We start from the raw sequence: 22,957 nt of genomic DNA, 5'->3' as shown, positions 1-22,957 counted from the left end.
TGCCGCCCCCGACCGGGCCGCTCATGTCGAGACGGTCCGGCGAAAAACACACAAGGAGGAGACATACATGGAACGCAATGCAATGCCGGCGCGCCGGCGCCTGGCGCTGGCCGCGCTGATCGTGGCGGCGGCCGCGGCGACGCCCGCCGCGCTGTACGCGCAGACGGGGCAATGGCCGACGCGGCCCGTCAAGCTGGTGGTGCCGTTCCCGCCCGGAGGCAGCACCGACGCGATCGGCAGGCTGCTGGCGGTCGAGCTGGCCAAGGATCTGGGCCAGACCGTCATCGTCGAGAACAAGGGCGGCGCCAACGGCAATATCGGCTCGGACGCGGTGGCCAAGGCCGAGCCGGACGGCTACACGCTGCTGCTGTCGGGCGTGGGCTCGAACGCCATCAACTACGCGCTTTACGCCAGCATGCCTTACCGCGACAGCGACTTCGCGCATGTCTCGCTGCTGGCCACCGGCCCCAACGTGCTGGTGGCGGCGCCGGATTTCCCGGGCAAGACCTTCGCGGACTTCATCCGGCTGGCGCGCGAGAGCCCGGACAAGTACACCCACGCCAGCTCGGGCAGCGGCTCGTCCGGCCACCTGGCCATGGAAATGCTCAAGCAGCAGGCCAGGATCGATCTGGTGCACGTGCCGTACAAGGGCGGCGCGGCGGCCATCACGGACCTGCTGGGCGGTCGCGTGACGGTGCTGTTCCTCAACCAGGACACCCTGTTGCCGCAGGTGCAGGCCGGCAAGCTGCGGGCGCTGGCGGTGGCCAGCGTCAAGCGCAATCCGGCGTATCCCGACACGCCGACGGTGGCGGAGTCCGGCTATCCAGGCTTCGCGGCCGAATCCTGGTTCGGCCTGTCGGCGCCGGCCAGGACGCCGCCCGCCGTGATCCAGCGCCTGAGCCAGGCGACGGCCAAGGCCATGGCCTCGGCCGAGATGCGGCAGAAGCTGGAGAGCGTGGGCTTCGTGGTGGTGGGCAGCGACCCGCAAGCCTACTCCGGCTTCGTCACCAGTGAAATCGCCAAGTGGGGCCAGGCCGCCAAGGCGTCGGGCGCCCGCATGGATTGATTGATTCTTGCGGCATTGTTTTCCGCCGGTCTGCCGCGCCGGCATGCCGTGCGGCGGACTTGGCGTTCGCCGCGCGGATCGCGCAGCAACAGAGGACCATAATGGATTCACCCTTGCCCAACCGTTTCCGCCAGCGCATCCTGGCGCGCGAGCGGCTCATCGGATTCTGGATGTGCATGTCCAGCCACATCACGGCCGAGCTGGCCGGGCTGGCCGATTTCGACTGGCTGCTGCTCGACGGCGAGCACTCGCCCAACGAGGTGCCGATGTTCCTGCAGCAGTTGCAGGCGCTGCAATCCAGCGCCAGCGCGGCGGTGGGGCGGCCGTCGTGGAATGACCCGGTCGAGATCAAGCGGATGCTGGATATCGGTTTTTACAACCTGCTGATCCCCTTCATCGAGTCCGAGGCCGATGCGCGCCGCGCCGTGGCGGCCACGCGCTATCCGCCGCAGGGCATGCGCGGCGTGGCCGGCGCGCAGCGCAGCAACCGCTACGGCACGGTGCCTAATTACCTGCAGACCATCAACGACAACATCTGCGTGCTGCTGCAGATCGAGAGCCGGCCGGGCATCGAGGCGGTGGACGAGATTGCTTCGGTGGAGGGCGTGGACGGCGTGTTCATCGGTCCGTCGGACCTGGCCGCCGCGCTGGGGCATCTCGGCAATCCCGGCCATCCCGAGGTGCAGGACGCGATCCGCCACCTGTACCAGCGCGTGTCGGCGCAGGGCAAGGCGGTGGGCATCCTGGCGCCGGTGCATGCCGACGCCAGGCGCTACCTGGACATGGGCATGCACTTCGTGGCGGTGGGCACGGACCTGGGCGTGTTCAAGCAGGCCGTGTTCGGGCTGCGCGAGGCCTTCCCGACGTAGCCTTGGGCCCCGCGCTCGGGCGCGGCGGCGCGATGCCGTCCGCGCCGTGAGGGCTCAGCTTTCCAGCGCCAGCAGATCGGCGACGGTCTGGCGGCGGCGGATCAGGCGCGCCTGGCCCTGGTCCAGCAGCACTTCCGGCGCCAGCGGCCGGGTGTTGTAGTTCGAGGACATGGACGAGCCGTAGGCGCCGGCGTCGTGCAGCACCAGATAGTCGCCGATGCGCGGCCGCGGCAGCAGACGGTCGGTCACCACGCCGCCGGCGTCCTGGGTGAACACATCGCCCGACTCGCACAGCGGGCCGGCCACGGCCAGGCGCGCCGGTTCGCCCGGGGGCGTCGAGCCGTCGGGCGCGTGCACCGAAATACGGTGATAGCTGCCATACATGGCCGGGCGCATCAGGTCGCTGAAACCGGCGTCCACCAGCACGAAGTCACGGCCCGGGCGTCGGTTGATCGCATGCACCTCGGCGATCAGCGCGCCGGACTCGGCCACCAGGAAGCGGCCCGGCTCGATCTCCAGTCGGACAGGATGGCCCAGGTGCTGCTCGATGCGCTTGCGCGCGGCGTCCCACTGCTCGAAGTAATGGTCGCAGTCGATACGCGCTTCGCCATCCTTGTACGGAATGGACAGGCCGCCGCCGGCGGAGATGGCTTCGATGTCATGGCCCAGGTTGCGGACCACGTCGACCATGGCGTCGCAGACGCTGGAAAGGTGGCCGTAGTCCACGCCCGAGCCGATATGCATGTGGATGCCCATCAGCTTCAGGCCGTGGCGGCGCACGATGGCGATGGCCTGGGCCACGTCGTCGATCCAGATGCCGTGCTTGCTTTGCGGGCCGCCAGTGTTGGTCTTGTTGCTGTGGCCGTGGCCGAAGCCGGGATTGATGCGCAGCCAGACGCGGTGGCCGGGCGCCTGCTGGCCGACGCGTTCGAGCATGTCCAGCGAGCCGGCGTTGACCGGGATGCCGTGCCGGATCACGGCGGCCATGGTGGCGTGGTCGATCAGGTCGGCGGTGAACACGATGCCGGCCGGCTCGCCCTCGGGTCGGAAACCCGCGGCCAGGCTGCGCTCGATCTCGCCCAGCGACACGGCGTCGACCACCGCTCCCTCGGCGCGCATCAGCTTGAGGATATGGATGTTCGAGTTGGCCTTCTGCGCATAGCGGATCACGTCGAAGCGACGCAGCTGGGCGATGCGTTCGCGGATGACGGCGGCGTCATAGACCCAGAGCGGGGTGCCATGCTGCGCGGCGAGTTCGGTGAGTTGGCGCGGATCGAGAGCCATGGGGGAGAACCTTGTTGTGCGGTAGGGAAACTGGAGCGCCATGATGCCTGTGATGAGCTATCCAGTAAAATGCTTTGAATTTCCTGATCCATTCATTCTTGATATGGAATTGCCATGCTGACGCACCGGCACGTTGAAGTCTTCCGCGCCTTGATGATCGCCGGCAGCGTGACCCGCGCGGCCGAGCTGCTGCATACGTCGCAGCCCACCGTCAGTCGGGAACTGGCGCGCATGGAGCACAGCATAGGCTTCCCGCTGTTCGAGCGCATCCGGGGCCGCCTGCGGCCCACCATGCAGGCGCTGGCGCTGTATGACGAGGTCCGGCAGTCCTACGCGGGGCTGGAGCGGGTGGCCTCCGCCGCGGCGCGGCTGCGCGCCTATTCGGACGGCCAGCTGGCGGTGATCGCGCTGCCGGCCTTTTCCCATTCCGTGCTGCCAGGCGCGTTTCGCCGCTTCCATGCCGGACATCCCGGTGTCAGCCTGTCGGTGGAGACGCAGGAATCGCCCTTCCTGGAGGAGTGGCTGAGCGCGCAGCGCTACGACCTGGGGCTGACCGAGAGCGACGCCGAGCCGGCGGGCACGCGCTTGGAACTGCTGGTCGAGGTGGATGAGGTCTGCGCGCTGCCCGACGGCCATCCGCTGCTGGCGCGCGAGGCGATCGAGCTGCGCGATTTCGAGGGACAGGCCTTTGTCAGCCTGTCGGCCAGCGATCCCTACCGCTTGCAGATCGACGAGGCTTTCGCGGCCGAGGGCGTGGCGCCGCGCTCCATTGTCGAGACGCCGTCAGCCGTGTCGGTCTGCGCCTTCGTGCGCCAGGGGCTGGGCGTGGCCATCGTCAATCCGCTGACGGCGCTCGACTTCATCGGCAATGGCCTGCAAGTGCGGCCGCTGACGCGCTCGTTCCCGTTCAGGGTGAATGCGGTGTATCCCGAACACCGGCCGAAGAGCCCGCTGGTCGACGCCTTTGCCGCGGCGGTGCGCGAGCAGGCTCGCGAGATGGCGGGCAGGCTGGTGGCCGGGGCAGGGCGCGGCGGCCATCCGATCTGAAGCCACCATGAAAAAAGGATGCCCGTGGGCATCCTTTTTTATTTGCCGTATTCATGACGCCCCGGGGACCGGGGCGGCAGAATGGCTTAGGCCAGCGCCTTGATGGCGGCAGCCAGGCGGCTCTTGTGGCGAGCGGCCTTGTTCTTGTGGATGATGTTCTTGTCGGCCACGCGGTCGATCACGCTGGTGGCTTTCTGGAACACTTCACCGGCCGCAGCTTTGTCGCCGGCGGCGATGGATTGGCGAACGCGCTTGATGGCGGTGCGCAGCATCGAGCGCAGGCTGGAATTGTGCTTGTTGCGCTCAACGGATTGGCGAGCGCGCTTGCGGGCTTGGGCGGTGTTGGCCATTGTGTATCAGTAAGTTGAATTCGGCAAAGTCGGACATTGTAGCAAGTCCCAGGGGGATTGCAAGCTCAATGTGCCGTCAAGCCGATGACGCCCGATGGTCGGGCGGGAGCGCCAGGGCGGCGGTTCCGGTCGCGATCCCCGTGGAAAGTTCCGGGGATGTCCGGGTCGGCCGTGCCGCTTGTCGCGGCTGCCGGGAAATCCGGGTGGCGCCTGCTGAGGTAAAAAATGCGGGTAAAAATGCTGTGGCGAGTATACAACGAGACGGTCCCGCTGGACAGCACGTTGCAAGAAGGTGACGGTTCAGGTCGCGACGTTGATCGACACGTACCAGGGGGTGTAGCGGCGGATATGGATGGGCATGCTCTCCTGCAGCGAGCGCAGGGCGGCGTCGGTGTCGTCCAACGGGAAGTGTCCCGACACCGGCAGGCCGCCCGCAGCCATGGAGATGCGCAGCGAGCCGCTGCGGTAGGGGCGCAGCGCCGCGATCACCTCGGCCAGCGGTCGGCCGCGCACGTCGATCCAGCCAGCTTCCCAGGCGGCTTCGGCCATCAGTTCGGCGCGCGGCGTGTCCATGCGCAAGGCGTCGAAGCGCGCGCCGGTGCCGGCCCGCACGGTGCCATGGGCGCCGGACATGGTCTCGACCTCGACTTCGTGCTCGTGCACCACCACCACGGTGCGCTGGGCCTGTTGACGCACCATGTAACGGGTGCCGAGCGCGCGCACGGTGCCTTCGGCGGTCTGGACCAGGAAGGGGCGGCGCGCGTCGGGCGCCACGGACACGGTGACTGCGCCGTCCAGCAGGCGCACCTGGCGATAGGCGGGCGTGAAGTCCAGGTTCACCCGGCTGCGCGCGTCCAGCAACAGCTGGCTGCCGTCAGACAGCACATAGCGGCGGCGCTCGCCGGTGGCCGTGGCGGCATCGGCGGCGACGTTGTTGAGGGGGTAGAAGGCATTGCCGACGTAGCCGGCGCAGGCGCCCGCACCGACGAGCGCCACCGAGCCGGTCATGAAGCGGCGGCGCGACGGTGAAACGAGAGGCGGGGGCGGGGCGGCGGGCTGCGACGCAGGGGAGGCCGCGGCGTAGCCTATCGGATAGGCATCGCCGAGCCGGCCGAACGTCGACCCTTCCAGAGTGCCTATCAGCTGCTGCCAGGCGTTCTCATGGAGTGGGTCGGCCGCACGCCAGGCCAGGAAATCGTTATAGTCCTGCGGCGTCGCTCGGCCCGAGCGCAGCAGCAGCAACCAGTTGATGACCTGGTCCGCCACGGGTAGTCCTTGGGCGTACTTCACTTCATCTCCCACGCGTTTTCCCAGGTGGGGATCCTTTCATTGGCAATTTGTAAATAATAAAGGTTTTTTACCAAAGATTACGGCGGGCTTGTCAATTCTTGACGAATCGGACGAAAAAAAGCCGGCGGATAAGCCGGCTTTTTACGAGGATGTGGCAAAAACGCCTGGAATTAACGCGCGGAGCGCCGTCCGAAGTCTCGGGGACGGAACCCGAACAGGAACAACAATCCGAAATAGATCACGCCGCTGGCGGCCAGCACGCCGCCCAGCCAGGCCGCCCGCAGGCCGGCATGAGCCTGCAGCGCGATCCAGTCGATGCGGCCATCGGCATAGGCCAGCAGCCCCGCCAGCCCGGCCAGCGCCGGCAGCAGCCGCAGCGCGAACCGGGTCCAGCCGGGCGCGGGGCGGTAGACGCCGCGCCGCAGCAACCCGATGAGCAGGGCCAGCGCGTTCAGGCAGGCGCCCAGGCCGATGGCCAGGGCCAGGCCGGCGTGGGCCAGCAGCGGCACCAGCGCCAGGTTCAGCAACTGGGTCACGATCAGTACGCCGATGGCGATCTTGACCGGGGTGCGGATGTCCTGCCTGGCGTAGAAGCCCGGGGCCAGGATCTTCACGGCCAGCAGTCCGATAAGGCCGGCCGAGTAGGACATCACGGCCACGCGCGTCTGCGCCACGTCCTGCGCCGCGAACGCGCCGTAGTGAAACAGCGTGGCGACCAGCCCGTCCGACAGCAGGGCCATGCCCACCGCGGCGGGCAGGCCCAGCAGCAGCACCAGGCGCAGGCCCCAGTCGAGCAGCGCGCTGTAGCCGGCATGGTCGTCGCGCGCATTGGCGGCCGACAGGCTGGGCAGCAGCACCGTGCCCAACGCCACGCCCAGCAGGGCGGTGGGGAATTCCATCAGGCGGTCGGCGAAGGACAGCCAGGTTACGCTGCCGGGCGTCAGCCAGGTCGCGATATTGGTGTTGATCAGCAGCGAGATCTGGGCCACGGACACGCCCAGCGTGGCCGGCGCCATCTGCTTGAGGATGCGCTGCACGGTGGCGTCGGCCCAGGCCTCGCGCACGCGCAGCGAGAAGCGCGGCGTCAGGCCCAGTCGCGCCAGCGCCACCCATTGCACGGCCAGCTGCGCCACGCCGCCGGCCATGACGCCGATGGCCAGCCCGTATACCGGCACGTCCATGCGCGGCGCCAGCCACAGGCAGGCGGCGATCATGGACAGGTTCAGCAGCACCGGCGTGAAGGCCGGCACGGCGAAGCGCCGCCAGGTGTTCAGCACGCCGGACGCGAAGGCGATCAGCGACATGCACAGGATGTACGGAAACATCACCCGCGTCATCCAGACCGCGGCGCCGAACTCTGCATCTCGCGCCGCGCCGCGCAGCCCGCTGGCCATGGCCGACACCACCCAGGGCGCGGCGACGATGCCGACCAGCGTGACCAGCATCAGCGCCAGCGTCAGCAGCAGCGCCACGCGGTCCAGCAGCGTGCGTACCTCGTCGTCGGACCGGTTGTTGCGCGCCGCGCCCAGGATCGGCACGAAAGCCTGCGCGAAAGCCCCTTCCGCGAACAGCCGCCGCAGCAGGTTCGGAATGCGGAAAGCGACCCAGAACGCATCGGTAATGGGACCCGCGCCAAAGGCGCGCGCCACCAGGACGTCACGGGCCAGGCCGGAAATGCGGGACAGCAACGTGAAGCTGCTGACGGTGGCCGCGGAGCGGAACAAACTCACTTCAGTTATCCATAAATCCAGGGGTTGCCCGAAGCCCAGAACGGGCATTGCGCCAACCGGAGGCATCAGCCATTTGGTGCCGTTGCCTTGTAAACCCACACACACTACACACTGTCCAGCCACACGGGCGGCCAATCCACCCAAGGCGCTGACACCCTCCCCACAGCGCACACCCGCCCATCGCCCATCGGGGCCGCACGGAGCCGGCTTTGCCGGTCCGTCACGGCGCCCCCTTGAGGGGGAAGCGCGCAGCGCTGCGGGGGTGGGCCCACTACTTCGGCGGCATCCGGATCGCGCCGTCCAGGCGGATCGTTTCGCCGTTGAGCATGTCGTTCGTGATGATGCTGTGTACCAGCTTGGCGTAGTCCTCCGGACGGCCGAGACGGGCGGGGAAGGGGATGCTGGCGGCCAGCGAGTCCTGCACTTCCTGCGGCATGCCGAAGATCATGGGCGTGCCGAAGATGCCGGGGGCGATGGTCATGCAGCGGATGCCGGTCTTGGCCAGGTCGCGCGCGATGGGCAGGGTCATGCCGGCCACGCCCGCCTTGGACGCGGCATAGGCCGCCTGGCCGATCTGGCCGTCGAAGGCCGCGACGGACGCGGTGTTGATCATGACGCCGCGTTCGCCGGTGGGTTCGGGCGCATTGGCGCTCATGGCCTCGGCGGCCAGGCGCATCATGTTGAAGCTGCCGATCAGGTTGATGCTCACCACCTTCTGGAACAGGTCCAGCGGGTGGGCGCCGTTCTTGCCGACGATCTTGGCGGCGGGGGCGACGCCGGCGCAGTTCACCAGGCCGAACAGCGTGCCCAGCTCGCGCGCGGCGGCCACGGCGCGCTGGCCATCGGCTTCCTGGGTGACGTCGCAATGCACGTAGCGCTGGCCCAGTTCCTTGGCCAGGGCTTCGCCCGGCTCGTCCTGCAGGTCGGCGATCACCACCTTGGCGCCGTTGGCCACCAGCATGCGCACGGTGCCGGCGCCCAGGCCGGATGCGCCGCCGGTAACGATGAATACCTTGTTCGCGATTTCCATGTCTCTACCACTTGGTTCAAAAGAAAAAGAAAGCGGCGCTGCGGGCGCCGGATGCGAAAAGGCCTTCGGGCCGCGCCTTGACGACTTGCGTCAGGCCTGCGCCGAAGGCCTCATGGCCGAGCGGGCGCCGTTCAGCCCTTGACGGCGTCGAACAGGCGCGACTTGATTTCCTCGACCGCGCCCACGCCCGAGATCTTGCGGTACTTGGGCGCGTCGGCGGGGCTCTTGCTGGCCCAGTCCGAGTAGTAGTCGACCAGCGGACGGGTCTGCTGGCGATAGACGGACAGGCGGTGGCGCACGGTTTCCTCGCGGTCGTCGTCGCGCTGGATCAGGTCCTCGCCGGTGACGTCGTCCTTGCCTTCGACCTTGGGCGGGTTGAAGCGCACGTGGTAGCTGCGGCCGCTGGGCTGGTGCACGCGGCGTCCGCTCATGCGTTCGATGATGTCTTCCTCGGGAACCTCGATTTCCACCACATAGTCCAGCTTGACGCCGGCGTCCTTGAGGGCGTCGGCCTGCGGGATGGTGCGGGGGAAGCCGTCGAACAGGTAGCCGTTGGCGCAGTCGGGCTGCTTCAGGCGGTCCTGCACCAGGCCGATGATGATCTCGTCGGAAACCAGGCCGCCCGCATCCATGACCTTCTTGGCTTCAATGCCCAGCGGCGTGCCCGCCTTCACCGCGGCGCGCAGCATGTCGCCGGTGGAAATTTGCGGAATGCCGAAGTGCTGGGTGAGAAACGCGGCCTGGGTGCCTTTGCCGGCGCCGGGCGGTCCGAGCAAGATGAGACGCATGAGTGCTCCTGAGATGGGGATTATTTTTTGTGATCGGGGGATTATGCCGCAACGCAACAGCCTTTGCGGGGCGGTGCCATACGAAGTAACCCTTATATCAATGGCCTGCCGCGCCGCCTCGCTGCCTAGAGCTTGCCGTAGATCAAGCGCACGCGCTCCAGGTCGGCGGGCGTGTCCACGCCGGCGGCCGGGGGCGTGGACGCCCGGTGGACCACGATGGCGTGGCCGTGCTCCATGGCGCGCAGCTGCTCCAGCGACTCGAACCGTTCCAGCACGCCCTGGGGCAGCGTCGGAAAGCGGCGCAGGAATGACACGCGGTAGGCGTACAGGCCGATATGGTGCAGGGCGGGCAGGCCGTCGGCCAGCACGCGTTCGCCGCCGGCCAGCGCATCGCGCGCCCAGGGAATCGGCGCGCGCGAGAAATACAGGGCGCGATCCGACGCGGTGCAGACCAGCTTGACCACGTTCGGATTGAACAGGGCCTGGGCGTCGGCCAGCGGGCAGGCGCAGGTGGCGATGTCGGCGTCGGGGCTGGCTTGCAGCTTCGCGGCGACGGCGTCGATCAGTTCCGGCTCGATCAGCGGCTCGTCGCCCTGCACGTTGACCACGATGGCGTCGTCGGGCAGGCCCAGTTGCGCCACGGCCTCGGCCAGGCGGTCGGTGCCGGTGGGATGGTCGCCGCGCGTCATCAGCGCGCGCACGCCATGGGCCTGGGCCGCCTGCAGCACGCGGGCATCGTCGGTGGCGATGCAGACCTGCGCCGCGCCCGAGCGCGCGGCCCGTTCGGCCGTGCGCACCACCATGGGCTTGCCGGCGATGTCAGCCAGGGGTTTGTCGGGCAGGCGGGTGGAGGCGGTCCGCGCCGGGATCAGGGCGATGAAGCTCACGGCGGACGGGTCAGCTGGCGGGGGCGTCGTCGAGCGAGCGCGCCTCGCCCTCCAGCATGACGGGAATGCCGTCGCGCACCGGGAAGGCCAGCCGGTCGGCGCGGCAGACCAGCTCGGCGTGCTGCCGGTCATGTTCGAGGCGGCCCTTGCACAGGGGGCAGACGAGGATGTCGAGAAGGCGGGATTCCATGTCCGGGATTCTAAAACAGTTTGGCGGGCGGCAAGCCGGCGGGCGCGGCGAAAAGCCTGATGCCCGGCAGGTCGCAGCCAGGCGGATCGTCGCCGCCGGCATTGGGGCGAACCCCTTCAATTGTTAAGCAATGTCATATTTTGAAGTAGGTTCAGCCCTATTGCGGGACGGATCGTCGTTATCATCCGCCGCGATCACATGCAGAGGAAAGAGGCACGATGGATCTGAATATGCTCAAGCTGGGGCTGATGCTCATCATCCTGATCTGGTCGATCTACAGCGGCATCACCTACATGGCCCGGCGCAGCGACAACAAGGGCGCCCTGCGCGACTTGCGGCGGGACGGCCAGCCCGCGCGGCGCATGACGGACGAAGAGCAGGCCTTGGTGCAGCCCTTCCTGTTCGACCCGGCCAAGCCGAAGAAGCAGGCGCAGCTGATCAACGACGGCGTCTATCCGCTGCACGGCGCTTTCGTGCGCCACGGCATCGAGGCCAGCCAGGGCGGCAGCACCATGCACGACACGCTGGGCGATGTCGATGTGGTGCTGCCTTACGATGCGCGCAGCTATCTGGTCGAGAACAACCATGCCGAAGTGGTGCTCACCGAGAAATTCGCCATCGTGGTGGCCTTGAACGGCGAGTTCGACCTGGCTGGCGGGCGCGAGCGCGAGCTGCGCCGGCAGAAGCAGGACCAGCAGTGGAACAGCGGCCGGACGGGCGCCCTGCAGAACGTCGTCGACCTGGAGGTCGACCCGCCCGAGGCGGACGAGGCGCCGCCCACGGCCAAGCAGCTGGCTCAGGCCGAGCGCGAGCTGGACGACGCCACGCGGGTCGAGATCCTGGCGCAGCGCGACGAGACGCCGGCCGAAGTGGCCGCGCGTCAGGGGCGCGGTTTCGGCTTCTGGGTGTCGGTGCTGTGGGCCCTGGCCTTCCTGTGCCTGGGGCTGGCGGGCGGGGGCGGGGGCATGCCGTTCGCCGCCGGCGCGGGAGCGCTGGCCGCGCTGGCCTTGTGGCTGACCTGGCGCCGGCCCGCGCCGGCCGCGCCGCAGAAGGTGAACCGCGCGCGCGGCGAGTTGAACGCCATCGTGCTGAGCAATCCGTCCAATTCCCAGACCGTGTCCACCCAGCTGTTCCTGGGCGACAAGCTGCCCGTCAACCTGCCGGACCATTGGCGCGCCAATCTGCAACTGCCCGACGACGGACGCGTCGACATGGACCTGCGCGTGCAGGACTACGCGGTGCTGCGGCTGGGCGGCAATTATTCCGTGGATGAAGAGCAGCGCCTGTTCCCGCGCGTGTTCTGGGGCCGCCACATGACGCTGGCGCTGACCGGCCTGGCGGCGCTGGGCGCGCTGTGGGCCGTGGCGCCGAACCTGCCGGGCGACCTGGCGCTGACGCGCGCCTGGGTGCAAAGCGACGGTCCGCGCAGCTATGCCTCGGCCGAGGCGCTGGCGCAGGATCCGCCCGGATTCGGCCAGCCCGTGTCGCTGCGCGGCGCGGCCCGTTGCGAGCTGGTGCAGGGCACGAGCGAGCAGGCGGCGCGCGCCGATTGCGACCGGCTGCGCTGGGGCGGCGCGGCGCCGACGGTGCCGGAGCTGGAAATTGATCCGGCCATCATGGCGCTGCATACCGGCGAATTCCTGAGGACGCGCGCCAATCCCATGCTGGACATGCTGTTGCAGAGTCAGGTGGCGCAGCGCATGCGGACCAATCCCATGGCCGCCTACAACATGCGCGGCCTGTCGTTCTACCGCGTCTCGGGCCTGACCGATACCGTGCTGGCGGTGGAACGCGGCTGCGCCGTGGCCGGCCGCGATGCGGCGGACGCCTGCGGTGCGTTGAAAGCGGCGCTGGTCGAGCATCTGCTGTTCGCCGACGACGAGCCCAAGAACTGGGCCGAGCTGCTCAAGCTGGCGCAAGACGGCGCGTTCAAGCGCAAGGGCTTGAACGACGAGTCCGCCATCATCTCGCGCAATGCCGAGACGGTTCGCGCGCGGGCCCGCTCCAGCGCCTTTCCGGCCATCATGCAGGCCATGAACCGCGCGGCCGCGGCGGCGCAGGCCAGCCAGACCGGCGGCGTGGCGCTGCGCGTCTGGCCGGGGCCGCATGCGATGTTGCCCAGCATCATCGCCAAGAACGAGGAAGACCTGCTGTCGTCATGGAGCCGCCAGTCGCGCATCGTGGCCCAGGGCGAGCCGCTGCCATTCCGGGTGGATGGCCTGGTGTCTGGCGTGCGCCGCGACGCGTCGGGCCTGCTGGAGCTGAGCGTGGACTCGGAACGCAGCCTGGATGAGCCATGGTCGTCGCTGGCCTACACGGCCTGGCTGCTGCTGGCGGCGCTGCTGGTGCTGGTGCATCTGCCGCTGGCCGTGATCCGCCTGCGGCAGGCGGGCGCGCGCCGGCGGGCCTTGGACGAATACTCGGCGCGCCGCAGCGCGGCCAAGCCGGCGTTCTTCTGAGATGGAGAAGGGCCGACCTGCAACGAGCGTCGGTCCGCCCGACGCGCTGCGCTAGCGGCGGGCGGGAAGCTGGCGCAGCGCCTGCGCCAGCCATTCGAACAGCTGGGGATCCGAGTAGCGGGCTCGCACCGGCACTTCCCACAGGCGCGCATCATGCAGCGCCGCGCACTTGATGGCGTCCTTGGATGTGACCAGGATGCTCTCGGCATGCCAGTCCCGGAATGGGGACTGCGCGTAGTCATGGTGGTCAGGCAACGCCAGCGCGGGCTCGGGCGTGATGCCGGCGCCGCGCAGCGTCGCGAAGAAGCGCTGCGGATTGCCGATGCCGGCCGCGGCGGCCACGCCCGGCCTGCCGGCGAACGCCGCCAGCGGACGGGTCGCGCCGCCCTCGATCTGGCGCGCGTCGCCGGGTTCCAGCCACATCCGGGCCTGGCGCGGCCGCGCCGCCGGAGCGGCTTCCGGCGGGCCGGGCACGCCGACATTGGTCACCACCGCGTCCACTTCGCGCAGCCGGCTGGCCGGTTCACGCAGCGGGCCGGCCGGCAGCAGGCGGCCATTGCCGATCCCGCGCTCGTCCTGCACCACGATTTCCACGTCGCGCGCCAGCGCCAGGTGTTGCAGGCCGTCGTCCGAGACGATCACGTCCACGTCGGGATGCGCGCGCAGCAGCGCCTGGGCAGCCAGCGCGCGCTTGGGATGCACCGAGACCGGCGCGCCGCTGACGCGCGCGATCAGGGCGGGCTCGTCGCCGAATGCCGACGCAGCCAGCGCCGCGCCCTGTCCGACGCGCGGCTCGGGGCCGATCTTCGCGCCGTAGCCTCGGCTGACCACGCCCGGATTGAAGCCGCGCGCGCGCAGTCCCTCGACGGTGGCGATCACCATGGGCGTCTTGCCCGTGCCGCCTACATAGACGTTGCCGATCACCACCACCGGCACCGGTGCGCGGTAAGCCGGCAGGCGTCCGTCGCGGTATCGGGCGCGCTTTCGCGCGACCGCCCAGGCGGTCAGCGCCGACAGCGGCAGCAGCAGGGTCGAGAGCCAGCCGCCGTGCTGCCACTGGCGCGCGAGCAGCGTGGCGGAGGATCCAGGGGCGCTCACCGGGCGGTCTGGGCGGCGAAATTGACGCGGCCGATGCCCGCCAGCCGGGCGGCTTCCATGACGTTGATCACGGACTGGTGCGTGGCCTGCGCGTCGGCGTTGATGACAACCAGCGGCTCGGTCTTGCCGGCCGCGGCCTGGCGCAGCGCGTCGGCGATCTCGGGCGGCGTGGACACGTCGATCAGGGTGCCGTTGAGCGCGTAGCGCCCGTCCTGGCTGATGGCGACTTCCAGCGCGGGCGGCGTGTCCTGCTCGGCCGAAGCCTGGGGCAGAGTGACCTTGAGCTGGGTGAAGCGCGCGAAGGACGTGGAGGCGGCCAGGAAGATCAGGATGACCAGCAGCACGTCGATGAGCGGGATCAGATTGATGTCCAGCTCATCGCGCTCGCCGCGGGAACCGCGGAAATTCATGGACGCGCCTCGTGGCGGCCGGGCGGATGGGCGTGGCCGGGCGCGACCGCGCGCGCCAGGCGGGCGGCGGCCTGCTCCATGGCGCTGAGGTAGCCGTCGACGCGGCCGCGCAGGTAGCGGTGCGCGATCATGGCTGGAATGGCGATCAGGATGCCGAAGCCCGTGTTGTACAGGGCGATGGAGATGCCCCGGGCCAGCTGGGCCGGGTCGCCGCCGCCGGGCGTGTAGGAACCGAAGATCTCGATCATGCCCACCACGGTGCCGAACAGGCCCATCAAGGGCGCCACCATGGCGATGGTGCCGATGGCGGCGATGTAGCGGCTGAGGTCATGGGCGACGGCGCGGCCGGTGTCCTCGACCGCGCTGCGCAGTTCCTCGCGCGGCAGGTGGCGGTGGCGGATGACGTCGACCAATACGCGGCCCAGCGGGGAGTTGCGTTCCAGCTTGCCGAGGGACTCGGGCGTGTCCTGGTGGTTGCGCAGCATGTCGGCGACCTGTTCGGCCAGGCCGCGCGGCATGACCAGCCCGCGGCGCAGGGACAGCAGGCGCTCGAATATCAGGGCCAGACCCAGCACGGATGTCGCCAGCAGGGGCCAGATCGGCCAGCCGGCCTCGCGCAGTATGGTTAGCAAAGCGGTGAACTCCAGGGCGTGCCAGGGCGCGTGTCCACGCGCATCGGCATCGGATGCAAGCCGGAACTGTAACGGCGCGGCGGGGATGTGGCAAGGCCGCCCGGCGGGCAAAACTATCCACAGAATCTGTGGATAATTCTGTGCAGAAGTTGCCAGGAATGCTTATGGGCGCTGGGCTTACAGTCCTTTGCTTCAATTTCGCGCAGTGTTGTTTTCATGTAAATCTTATATAAATCAAAGACTTGCTATGAAAATGCTGGCTCTGGGGCCGATGGGCGCACAAGGCCCTGAACAAGGTATGATTGCGGCCCGCCCCGTATGCCCTGTGGACAGGTATGCACCGGAAAGCCTTATGACAATTGAGTTCTCGGTCACAAACAACGTATTCGCGCGGGATATCCTGACGGTTGCCCAGCTGAACCAAGCCGTGGGGCAGTTGTTGGAGCGCAGCATCCCGGCAATATGGGTGCGCGGAGAGATTTCCAACTTCACGCAGGCGGCTTCCGGGCATTGGTACTTCACGATCAAGGACAGCCGCGCCGCCGTGCGGGCGGTCATGTTCCGCAGCCGCGCCAGCGCGGTGGGGTTCGTCCCTCGGGCCGGCGACCAGGTCGAGATCCGGGCGCGCGTGTCGCTGTACGAACCGCGCGGCGACTACCAGTTGCAGGTCGACGCCATGCGGCGGGCCGGGCTGGGCAACCTGTACGAAGCCTTTCTGCGGCTCAAGGAGCAACTGGCGTCCGAGGGGCTGTTCGACCCGGCGCGCAAGCGCGAGCTGGCGCCGCTGCCCCGGGCGATCGGCGTGATCACCTCGCTGCACGCGGCCGCGCTGCGCGATGTGCTGTCGGCGCTGGCCCGGCGCGCGCCGCAAGTTCCCGTCATCATCTATCCGGCCCCGGTGCAGGGCGCCGACGCGGCCGGCCGGCTGGCCGCGCAAGTGCGGCTGGCCAATCAGCGCGCCGAAGTGGATACCCTGCTGCTGGTGCGCGGCGGCGGCAGCATTGAAGATCTCTGGAGCTTCAATGACGAGGCGCTGGCGCGCGAGGTCGCGGCCAGCGCCATTCCGGTGGTCAGCGGCGTGGGCCATGAAACCGACTTCACCATCGTGGACTTCGTGGCCGACCTGCGCGCGCCCACCCCGACCGCGGCGGCGGAACTGGCCTGCACTCCGCGCGGCGAGCTGCTGGGCCGCGTCATGGACGCGGCGCGCACGCTGGCGCGCGGCCAGCAGCGGCGGCTGGAGCGGGCCGCCCAGCGCCTCGACCGCGCCGCCGGCCAGCTGGTGTCGCCGGCGCAGCGCCTGGAACATCAGCGCGAGCGCCTGAACAGCCTGGGCTTCCGGCTGGCGTCCGCCTGGTCCGCGCCGCAAGGCGCGCGCAGCGCGCGCGTCGCCTTGCTCGCGCAACGCCTGGAACATCGCAAGCCCGACACGCGCCGCGCGGCCGAACGCGTGGCGAACGCCGCGCGGCAACTGGGCCAGGCCCATGCGCGGCTGCGGCTGCAGGCGCGCAACCGGCTGGCCGCCGCCGGCGCGCAGCTGCGCGCGCTGGATCCAGGCAATACGCTGGCGCGGGGATATGCGATTGCCCGCGACGCGCAGGGACGCATCCTGCGCGATGCCGCCAGCCTGCAGCCCGGACAGGCGCTGGAGTTGCGTTTCGCGCGCGGCGGCGCGCAGGCCGAAGTCACCGAGGTTCGGCCGGAATCCGACGCGTCCTGAACAGGATGCCTGGTCCGGGCCGCAAGCGCCCGGTTCGACAGTCTCTTGCAAGGCAAACCATGCTGCGAAAAGCGATTGCTTGGCCCTTCGCCGGCCTGCTGGCCGTTGGAACGATAGGAACCCCGGCCTGGGCCGCTTCGGACGCCGCCGCGCTGGGCGTTCCTTTCGAGGTGCCCCTGGCGGACAGCGCGGTGCCGGTGCCCGCGCCACCTCCGCCCGTGGCGCGGAAGGAGCCGGCCCGGGACTGCGATTGCCAGTCGCCGTACCGCGACTATCCCAAGGCGGAAACACCCGAGGTCCGGGCCTTGTTCGAGGCCGCGCGGGCCAACGACGAGGCCGCATTCACGGCCGCCCTGGCCCGCGTCCCGCATCCCGGCGACTACGCCGACGACGGGCGGCCGTTGCTGCATGTGCTGCTGATGCCGCCGCGCGGCCTGCGGTCCAAGCATGTCTATTGGGACATGCCTAAGGACGAAGCCGCGCGCCTGCGCGATGAGCACCGCGCCGCGCTGCCGGCGCGCACGCGCATGCTGGCGGCGCTGCTGGCCACCAAGCCGGCGCTCAACGATGCCACGTACCAGTCGCGCCGCACGGCGCTGCAACTGGCGCTGCTCTATGGCTCGCCGCAGATCGTGGACATGCTGCTGGCGGCCGGCGCCGATCCGAACCAGGCCGGCGACGAAGGACGCAAGCCGCTGGAGTTCCTGCTTGATCGCGATTTCGAGTTCGCGGTCCGCATGACCTATCTGCCGCGTCTGGTGGATCGCCCGGACATGGCCCGCATGGTGCAGGCGCTGCTGAAGGCGGGCGCGCAGCGGCCCTTCCAGGGGCTGGACGACGCCAAGCCGGGCGGCGCGAGCGCGCTGACCGACGCCGCCGGCGAACCCAGGCGCATGGCGGATTTCCTGAGCTGGAATCCGCTGGTCGAACTGACCGAGGGCGGCGACGTGCTGCGGGCCTTCGCCGCCACCGGCACGCGCCCGGCCTTCGACAACGAATTGAGTCCGCTGGCGCTGGCGGCCTACACCGGCAACGCCGGCGCCGTGCCGGCGCTGATGGAGCTGGTTCCCAGGACCGTGCCGGCGACCGGCTATGGCGAGAAAGGCGTGCGCGATGTGTGGCTGGATGCCGCGCAGGCGGCGGTGATTGGCGGTCATCCAGAGATCGCCGTGCAATTGCTGCAGGCGGGCATGCCCTACGCGCAACGCGGTCCTCTCACCGGGTCGTCCAATCCCCTGTTCCTGCGCGTAGAGGGCGGCGACCGTCCGATCATGAATCTGGCCGCGCAGCGCGGCGACACGGTCACCCTGCGCCGGTTGGTGGAGCTGGGCGCGCCGGTCGAGGGCGACGCCGGCGAGCGCCATGGCAATACGCCGCTGGCCGAGGCGGTGGCGCGGCGGCGGCCGGAAGCGGCCAGGATCCTGCTGGCGGCCGGGGCCGATCCGGCCCTGCAACGGGACAACTACGACAGCCGTTCGGCGCTGGAGCAGGCGGTGACGGCCGGCGATACCGCGCTGTTGCGCGAGTTGCTGAAAGCGGCGCGGCCGGACACCTTGCAGGCCCTGATGCGTCATCCGACCCGCTCGCCGGTGCTGCTGGCCCTGAAGCAGCCGGGAGCCGACGGGCTGGCCATGCTGCGGCTGTGGGTGGACGCCGGCTTCGACCTGAAGACGCTGGACGCGGATGCCATCCGCCAGGCTGTGAGCAGCAGGAACGAGGCGCTGGCCATCTATCTGATCGACGCGGGCGTGCCCGTCAATCCGCGACCGCCGGCGGCGGCCGGTGGCGACGGCGCGTCGCAGGACCATGCCGACGAGCCGCCGCTGCTGGCCGCCGCGATACTGCGCCAGGACGCCATCGTCGACCGCCTGCTGGCCAAGGGCGCAGACCCGGCCGGCCTGGCCTCGGACGGGCAGAGCGCGCTGTACTGGCTGATCGCGCAAGGCAATCAGGCCGGGCTGGACCGTCTGCTGCGCGGCGGCGCGCGCCTGGACGATCCGCGCCTGCCCCGGGCGCCGGCGCCTTACGCCCTGATCAACGCCGCCGCCGGCTCCGGCGACATTGCGCTGGCGCGCCGCGTCGCGCAGGCCACGGGGCAGGGGCTGGACCGCGCCTGCCTGCCCGACGGCGGCGAATTCCGTCTGCTCGACGGGCCCGGTTATTTCGCCGGCCTGCAGCAACTGGGCTTCAACGGTGGCTCCGCCGACTGCGGCGCGCCGTTGGGACGGCGCGTGCTGGCGGCCCTGTTGCAGGGCCGCGAGCTGATCGTGGCGCGGCGCGACACGGCCGTGGACGTGCTGCGGCGGCTCAAGGCTGGCGGCACCGACCTGCAGGCGCCGCAGGAAGATGGCGAAACGCCGTTGAACGCCGCCATCCGACTCGGCCGCAAGGATCTGGCCGACGCGCTGCTGGCGGCGGGCGCCGATCCCGATGCGCCCGATCTCCAGGGCCGCAGCCCGGCCTGGACCGCGCTGGAGACCGGGCAGCCCGAGATGCTGGCCCTGCTGGCCACGCACAAGGCGCGCTTCACGCAAGTCGCCGCGCCGCCGGGCCAGGACTTCGCGCAGATCCTGCTGTGCCAGGCCGCGCCCGCGTTCAACGAAGCGCTGGCCGCGCAAGGCGTGTCGCTGCAGCCGGCATGTCCGGCGCAGGCTGCGGCGCCGCACGGCCGCGGCGTGAGCAAGGCGGTCAGCAAGTCGGCCGCCCCGCAGCGGCTGCCGGGCCATTACTACCTGCAAGGCGTGCGCGAGGTCGGTAGCGAACTGGTGCTGTCCGAGGACGGCAGCTTTGACTACCTGATGAGCTACGGCGCGGTGGACATCAGCGCCAGCGGCGCCTGGCGCAGTGACGGCAAGCAGGTCTACCTGGACACGCCGCCGCTGCAGCCGTTCTCGGCGCTGGCGGGCGTGCGCGCCGGCGGCGAGCCGGCCCGGCCGGAAAATCTGACCGTGCGCGTGTACTACCAGGGCAGGCTGGTCAGGGCGGATGTGGCCATGTCCTCGGCCAGCGACGACTATGCTGGCGCGCCGCGCGAGTCCGAAGGCGAGGACGGCGTCAGCGCGCCTATTGCCTCCGCTGGCGAGCTGCGCGCGCTGGCCGTGTTCGTGCCGCTGCCCTCGGGCGCGCGCTGGCATTTCGTCGACGTGTCGAAGCTGGATCCGGCTGCGCGGGCCATCCGCATCGACCTGGCCTTGCCGCAAGCCGCGTCGGCCTCGCCGCTGCATATTTCAATGACGTTGCGCGAAGATGGCTCGCTGGTGGAAACGCGCGGGGGCAGGGTGTTGCGTTACGCGAAAGAGTAACGTTCGCATTTGCGCGCCGCGACCCGCGCCGGCGCGCATTTGCTCATGCCCGCTTAACCCGCGCCAGCTCGGGGTTAAGCCGGTATCCTCATTGTCTTGCCGATACAATGGACCGGCTTGATCGTGCTCTCAACAGAAGGAACCATCACATGGCACACACTCTTCCCCCCCTGCCTTACGAACTGGACGCCCTGGCTCCGCACATCTCCAAGGAGACGCTGGAGTTCCACTACGGCAAGCATCATCAGACCTACGTCACCAACCTGAACAACCTGATCCCCGGCACGGAATTCGAAAACCTGTCGCTGGAAGAGATCGTGAAGAAGTCCTCGGGCGGCATCTTCAACAACGCGGCTCAGATCTGGAACCACACGTTCTACTGGAACAGCCTGGCTCCCAAGGCCGGCGGCGCGCCGAGCGGCAAGCTGGCTGACGCCATCAACGCCAAGTGGGGCAGCTTCGACGCCTTCAAGGAAGCCTTCAACAAGTCGGCCGCCGGAAACTTCGGCTCGGGCTGGACCTGGCTGGTCAAGAAGGCCGACGGCTCGGTGGACATCGTCAACACCAGCAACGCCGCCACCCCGCTGACCACGGCCGACAAGCCGCTGCTCACCTGTGATGTGTGGGAACACGCCTACTACATCGACTACCGCAACGCCCGTCCCAAGTACCTGGAAAACTTCTGGGCGCTGGTGAACTGGGACTTTGCCGCGAAGAACTTCGCCTGATCCCGCTTTATCCGCCGGACGCCCGCGCTGCCTTGCGGCGCGCGCGCCACGCCGGACCCGGACCCCTCGGCCTTGCCGAGGGGTTTTGTTTTTTCGCGGGAGGCGCGAAAGAACTTTATTGAAGGTTTTGTATCAATGGAACTCATTGATAACGTGAGGTTTTTTCAATCGCCCTGTCGATTGTCGAGTTCATTGCATCGAATTACCTGAGAAACAGCCTTTTCTTTAGGGTTTCCCCTAAAAATGCCGAGCGCTATTGTTGGCGCCAGTCCATGACTGAACCTCGGAGCCGGGGACTGCGGCGTAGCCGCCATAACACCGGGGTAGATCACGGGAAGGGAAGCATGTTGCGGTTATTTTCTGGTCTGCGTATCGGCGCCCGCCTGTCGGGCGCATTTTTAATTGTGGCGGTGATAGGCGGCGTGATCGGCGCCTTCGGCGTCTGGGGACTCGCCAGCATCAACGAAATGAACGACCGGCTCTATGACACCGAGCTGCGCGGCGTTTCGGATATCAAGGAAGCGAACATCAACCTGATCTACGCCGGACGCGCGCGCACCGGGTATCTGGCCGCGACCAGCGAGCAGGAGCGCAAGGCGCTGCGCAAGCAGTTTGACGATGCCGTGCAGACCATGGACAAGCTGCGCGACCGCGCCGGCCAGACCTTCCAGACCGACGAAGGCAAGCGCCTGCTGGCGCAGTTCATCGAGATCGAGAACACCTGGAAGCGCGAGGCCCAGGACTTCTTCAGCGCGGCCCAGTCGCAGGCGCTGACCCAGACCGATGCGGCCGTCAAGGAAATAGAGAAGCGCGTGGTGGTCTCGTCGCAGAAGCTGGACGACCTGATGACGGACCTGGCCGTGAGCAAGGAAAAGGCCGCCGCCGTGTCGGTGCAGGCCGGCACCGACCTGTACGAACGCATGCGCGCGCTGATGATCACGCTGGCGGTGCTGGGCGTGGCCATCGGCATGTTGCTGGGCTGGCTGGTCACGCGCGGTATCGTGCGGCCGTTGCAACAGGCGGTGAACGCCGCGCGCCAGGTCGCCGAGGGCGATCTGACCACCGACATCAAGGTGGCCACGCGCGACGAAACGGGCGACCTGATGGGCGCGCTCAAGGAAATGAACGAAAGCCTGGCTCGCATCGTGCGCGACGTGCGCGACGGCTGTGAGAGCATCGCCTCGGCGTCCTCGCAGATCGCGCAGGGCAACTCCGACCTGTCCCAGCGCACCGAGGAGCAGGCTTCCTCACTGGAAGAGACGGCCGCGTCGATGGAAGAACTGACCAGCACCGTGCAACAGAACGCCAACAACGCCAGCCAGGCCGACCGCCTGGTCGAGCAGGCCTCGGCCGTGGCGTTGCGCGGCGGCGAAGTGGTGGACGGCGTGGTGCAGACCATGAGCGCGATCTCCGACAGCTCGCGCCGCATCGCCGACATCACGGGCGTGATCGACGGCATTGCTTTCCAGACCAATATCCTGGCGCTCAACGCGGCGGTGGAAGCCGCCCGCGCCGGCGAACAGGGTCGTGGTTTTGCCGTGGTGGCGGGCGAAGTGCGCACGCTGGCGCAGCGCTCGGCGGTCGCGGCCAAGGAAATCAAGGCCCTGATCGACGAATCGGTCCAGCGCGTCGAAGGCGGCACCCGCCAGGTCGACGAGGCGGGCAGCACCATGCGCGAAGTGGTGGACAGCGTGCGCCAGGTCGCCACGCTGGTGCGCGAGATCTCCAGCGCGTCGGCCGAGCAGTCCTCGGGCATCGGCCAGGTCAACCAGGCCGTGGCGCAGATGGACACCGTGACGCAGCAGAACGCCGCGTTGGTGGAAGAGGCCGCCGCGGCCGCCGCCAGCATGCAGGAACAGGCCGGCCGCCTGGCGCAGGAAGTGCGCCGCTTCAAGGTGGAAGCGGGCGATGCCGGTGGTTCGGCGCGCGAGGCGCAGGCGCGCCTGGTCCAGGCCAGGCCCGTGGTGGCCCGCGCGGTGCCTGCGGCGTCCGCCGCGCGCAAGCCGCAGGCCCAGCCCGCGCTGGCGCATGCCGGCGAGGACGACTGGTCCACGTTCTAAGCGGTCAGGCCCGCCGT

19 protein-coding genes are annotated in these 22,957 nt (G+C 69.0%); 8 read left to right on the top strand and 11 right to left on the bottom strand.

Annotation, left to right across the window (positions count from 1 at the left end; genetic code table 11):
• Positions 1-67: 67 nt before the first annotated feature.
• Positions 68-1,066: a Bug family tripartite tricarboxylate transporter substrate binding protein gene (locus ACEU5R_RS01820; protein WP_392408924.1), complete on the top strand. Its 999-nt coding sequence runs from the start codon at positions 68-70 to the stop codon at positions 1,064-1,066.
• A 101-nt stretch (positions 1,067-1,167) separates the two neighbouring features.
• Positions 1,168-1,935 (top strand): 2-dehydro-3-deoxyglucarate aldolase, encoded by a 768-nt coding sequence (garL, locus tag ACEU5R_RS01815; protein WP_103275169.1) that lies wholly within the window; start codon positions 1,168-1,170, stop codon positions 1,933-1,935.
• Positions 1,936-1,989: 54 nt separating this feature from the next.
• Here garL and lysA read toward each other — a convergent pair whose 3' ends face one another.
• Positions 1,990-3,219: a diaminopimelate decarboxylase gene (lysA, locus tag ACEU5R_RS01810; protein ID WP_103275168.1), complete on the bottom strand. Its 1,230-nt coding sequence runs from the start codon at positions 3,217-3,219 to the stop codon at positions 1,990-1,992.
• Between the two features lie 114 nt (positions 3,220-3,333).
• Here lysA and ACEU5R_RS01805 point away from each other — a divergent pair, with 114 nt between their 5' ends.
• Positions 3,334-4,266, top strand: a complete 933-nt coding sequence (locus ACEU5R_RS01805; RefSeq protein WP_392408923.1) for a LysR family transcriptional regulator — start codon at positions 3,334-3,336, stop codon at positions 4,264-4,266.
• A gap of 86 nt (positions 4,267-4,352) precedes the next feature.
• On the opposite strand, the gene rpsT is transcribed toward ACEU5R_RS01805, so the two are convergent.
• The 7 genes from rpsT to ACEU5R_RS01770 form a co-directional block, all read right to left on the bottom strand.
• Complete coding sequence (gene rpsT, locus ACEU5R_RS01800) at positions 4,353-4,616, bottom strand: 30S ribosomal protein S20 (protein ID WP_043542310.1); 264 nt, start codon at positions 4,614-4,616, stop codon at positions 4,353-4,355.
• Positions 4,617-4,916: 300 nt separating this feature from the next.
• Positions 4,917-5,882 carry a FecR domain-containing protein gene (locus tag ACEU5R_RS01795; RefSeq protein WP_392408931.1) on the bottom strand — a complete coding sequence of 322 codons (966 nt, stop codon included), beginning with the start codon at positions 5,880-5,882 and terminating at the stop codon, positions 4,917-4,919.
• A gap of 194 nt (positions 5,883-6,076) precedes the next feature.
• Positions 6,077-7,684 (bottom strand): murein biosynthesis integral membrane protein MurJ, encoded by a 1,608-nt coding sequence (murJ, locus tag ACEU5R_RS01790; RefSeq protein ID WP_103275165.1) that lies wholly within the window; start codon positions 7,682-7,684, stop codon positions 6,077-6,079.
• A 223-nt stretch (positions 7,685-7,907) separates the two neighbouring features.
• Positions 7,908-8,666: a 3-hydroxyacyl-CoA dehydrogenase gene (locus tag ACEU5R_RS01785; RefSeq protein ID WP_392408922.1), complete on the bottom strand. Its 759-nt coding sequence runs from the start codon at positions 8,664-8,666 to the stop codon at positions 7,908-7,910.
• 131 nt (positions 8,667-8,797) lie between these two features.
• Entirely contained in the window at positions 8,798-9,454 is a 657-nt protein-coding gene (gene adk / locus ACEU5R_RS01780; RefSeq protein ID WP_103275163.1) for an adenylate kinase, read from the bottom strand.
• Between the two features lie 125 nt (positions 9,455-9,579).
• On the bottom strand, positions 9,580-10,341 hold the full coding sequence (kdsB, locus tag ACEU5R_RS01775) for a 3-deoxy-manno-octulosonate cytidylyltransferase (protein WP_103275162.1): 762 nt from the start codon (positions 10,339-10,341) through the stop codon (positions 9,580-9,582).
• A 10-nt stretch (positions 10,342-10,351) separates the two neighbouring features.
• Entirely contained in the window at positions 10,352-10,531 is a 180-nt protein-coding gene (locus tag ACEU5R_RS01770) for a Trm112 family protein (RefSeq protein WP_085479903.1), read from the bottom strand.
• Positions 10,532-10,749: 218 nt separating this feature from the next.
• Here ACEU5R_RS01770 and ACEU5R_RS01765 point away from each other — a divergent pair, with 218 nt between their 5' ends.
• Entirely contained in the window at positions 10,750-12,990 is a 2,241-nt protein-coding gene (locus ACEU5R_RS01765; protein WP_392408921.1) for an IgaA/UmoB family intracellular growth attenuator, read from the top strand.
• A 51-nt stretch (positions 12,991-13,041) separates the two neighbouring features.
• On the opposite strand, the gene lpxK is transcribed toward ACEU5R_RS01765, so the two are convergent.
• Genes lpxK through ACEU5R_RS01750 form a run of 3 tightly spaced genes read right to left on the bottom strand, consistent with a single transcriptional unit; the run spans position 13,042 to position 15,130 of the window.
• The gene (gene lpxK, locus ACEU5R_RS01760; RefSeq protein ID WP_392408920.1) at positions 13,042-14,088 is read right to left on the bottom strand and encodes a tetraacyldisaccharide 4'-kinase; all 1,047 of its coding nucleotides are present in this window, start codon (positions 14,086-14,088) and stop codon (positions 13,042-13,044) included.
• On the bottom strand, positions 14,085-14,498 hold the full coding sequence (locus ACEU5R_RS01755; protein ID WP_103275159.1) for a biopolymer transporter ExbD: 414 nt from the start codon (positions 14,496-14,498) through the stop codon (positions 14,085-14,087). Before ACEU5R_RS01755 ends, lpxK begins: the two co-directional genes overlap by 4 nt.
• Positions 14,495-15,130, bottom strand: coding sequence for a MotA/TolQ/ExbB proton channel family protein (locus ACEU5R_RS01750; RefSeq protein WP_392408919.1), 636 nt, complete (start codon positions 15,128-15,130; stop codon positions 14,495-14,497). The genes ACEU5R_RS01755 and ACEU5R_RS01750 overlap by 4 nt, the downstream gene beginning before the upstream one ends.
• Positions 15,131-15,482: 352 nt before the next feature.
• Here ACEU5R_RS01750 and xseA point away from each other — a divergent pair, with 352 nt between their 5' ends.
• The 4 genes from xseA (at position 15,483) to ACEU5R_RS01730 (ending at position 22,940) form a co-directional block, all read left to right on the top strand.
• Entirely contained in the window at positions 15,483-16,850 is a 1,368-nt protein-coding gene (xseA, locus tag ACEU5R_RS01745; protein ID WP_392408918.1) for an exodeoxyribonuclease VII large subunit, read from the top strand.
• A gap of 59 nt (positions 16,851-16,909) precedes the next feature.
• A complete protein-coding gene (locus ACEU5R_RS01740; protein WP_392408916.1) occupies positions 16,910-20,152 on the top strand; it encodes an ankyrin repeat domain-containing protein in 3,243 nt (1,080 codons plus the stop codon).
• 149 nt (positions 20,153-20,301) lie between these two features.
• Positions 20,302-20,880: a superoxide dismutase [Fe] gene (gene sodB, locus ACEU5R_RS01735; RefSeq protein WP_103275156.1), complete on the top strand. Its 579-nt coding sequence runs from the start codon at positions 20,302-20,304 to the stop codon at positions 20,878-20,880.
• A gap of 344 nt (positions 20,881-21,224) precedes the next feature.
• Positions 21,225-22,940, top strand: coding sequence for a methyl-accepting chemotaxis protein (locus ACEU5R_RS01730; RefSeq protein ID WP_392408915.1), 1,716 nt, complete (start codon positions 21,225-21,227; stop codon positions 22,938-22,940).
• Positions 22,941-22,957 lie beyond the last annotated feature (17 nt).

Origin of the sequence: Achromobacter sp. 413638 (assembly GCF_043119405.1) — a bacterium.
Classification (GTDB): Bacteria; Pseudomonadota; Gammaproteobacteria; order Burkholderiales; family Burkholderiaceae_B; genus Achromobacter.
Note: the sequence above shows the minus strand (reverse complement) of the source record. Positions and strands in the feature narration are given on the sequence as shown.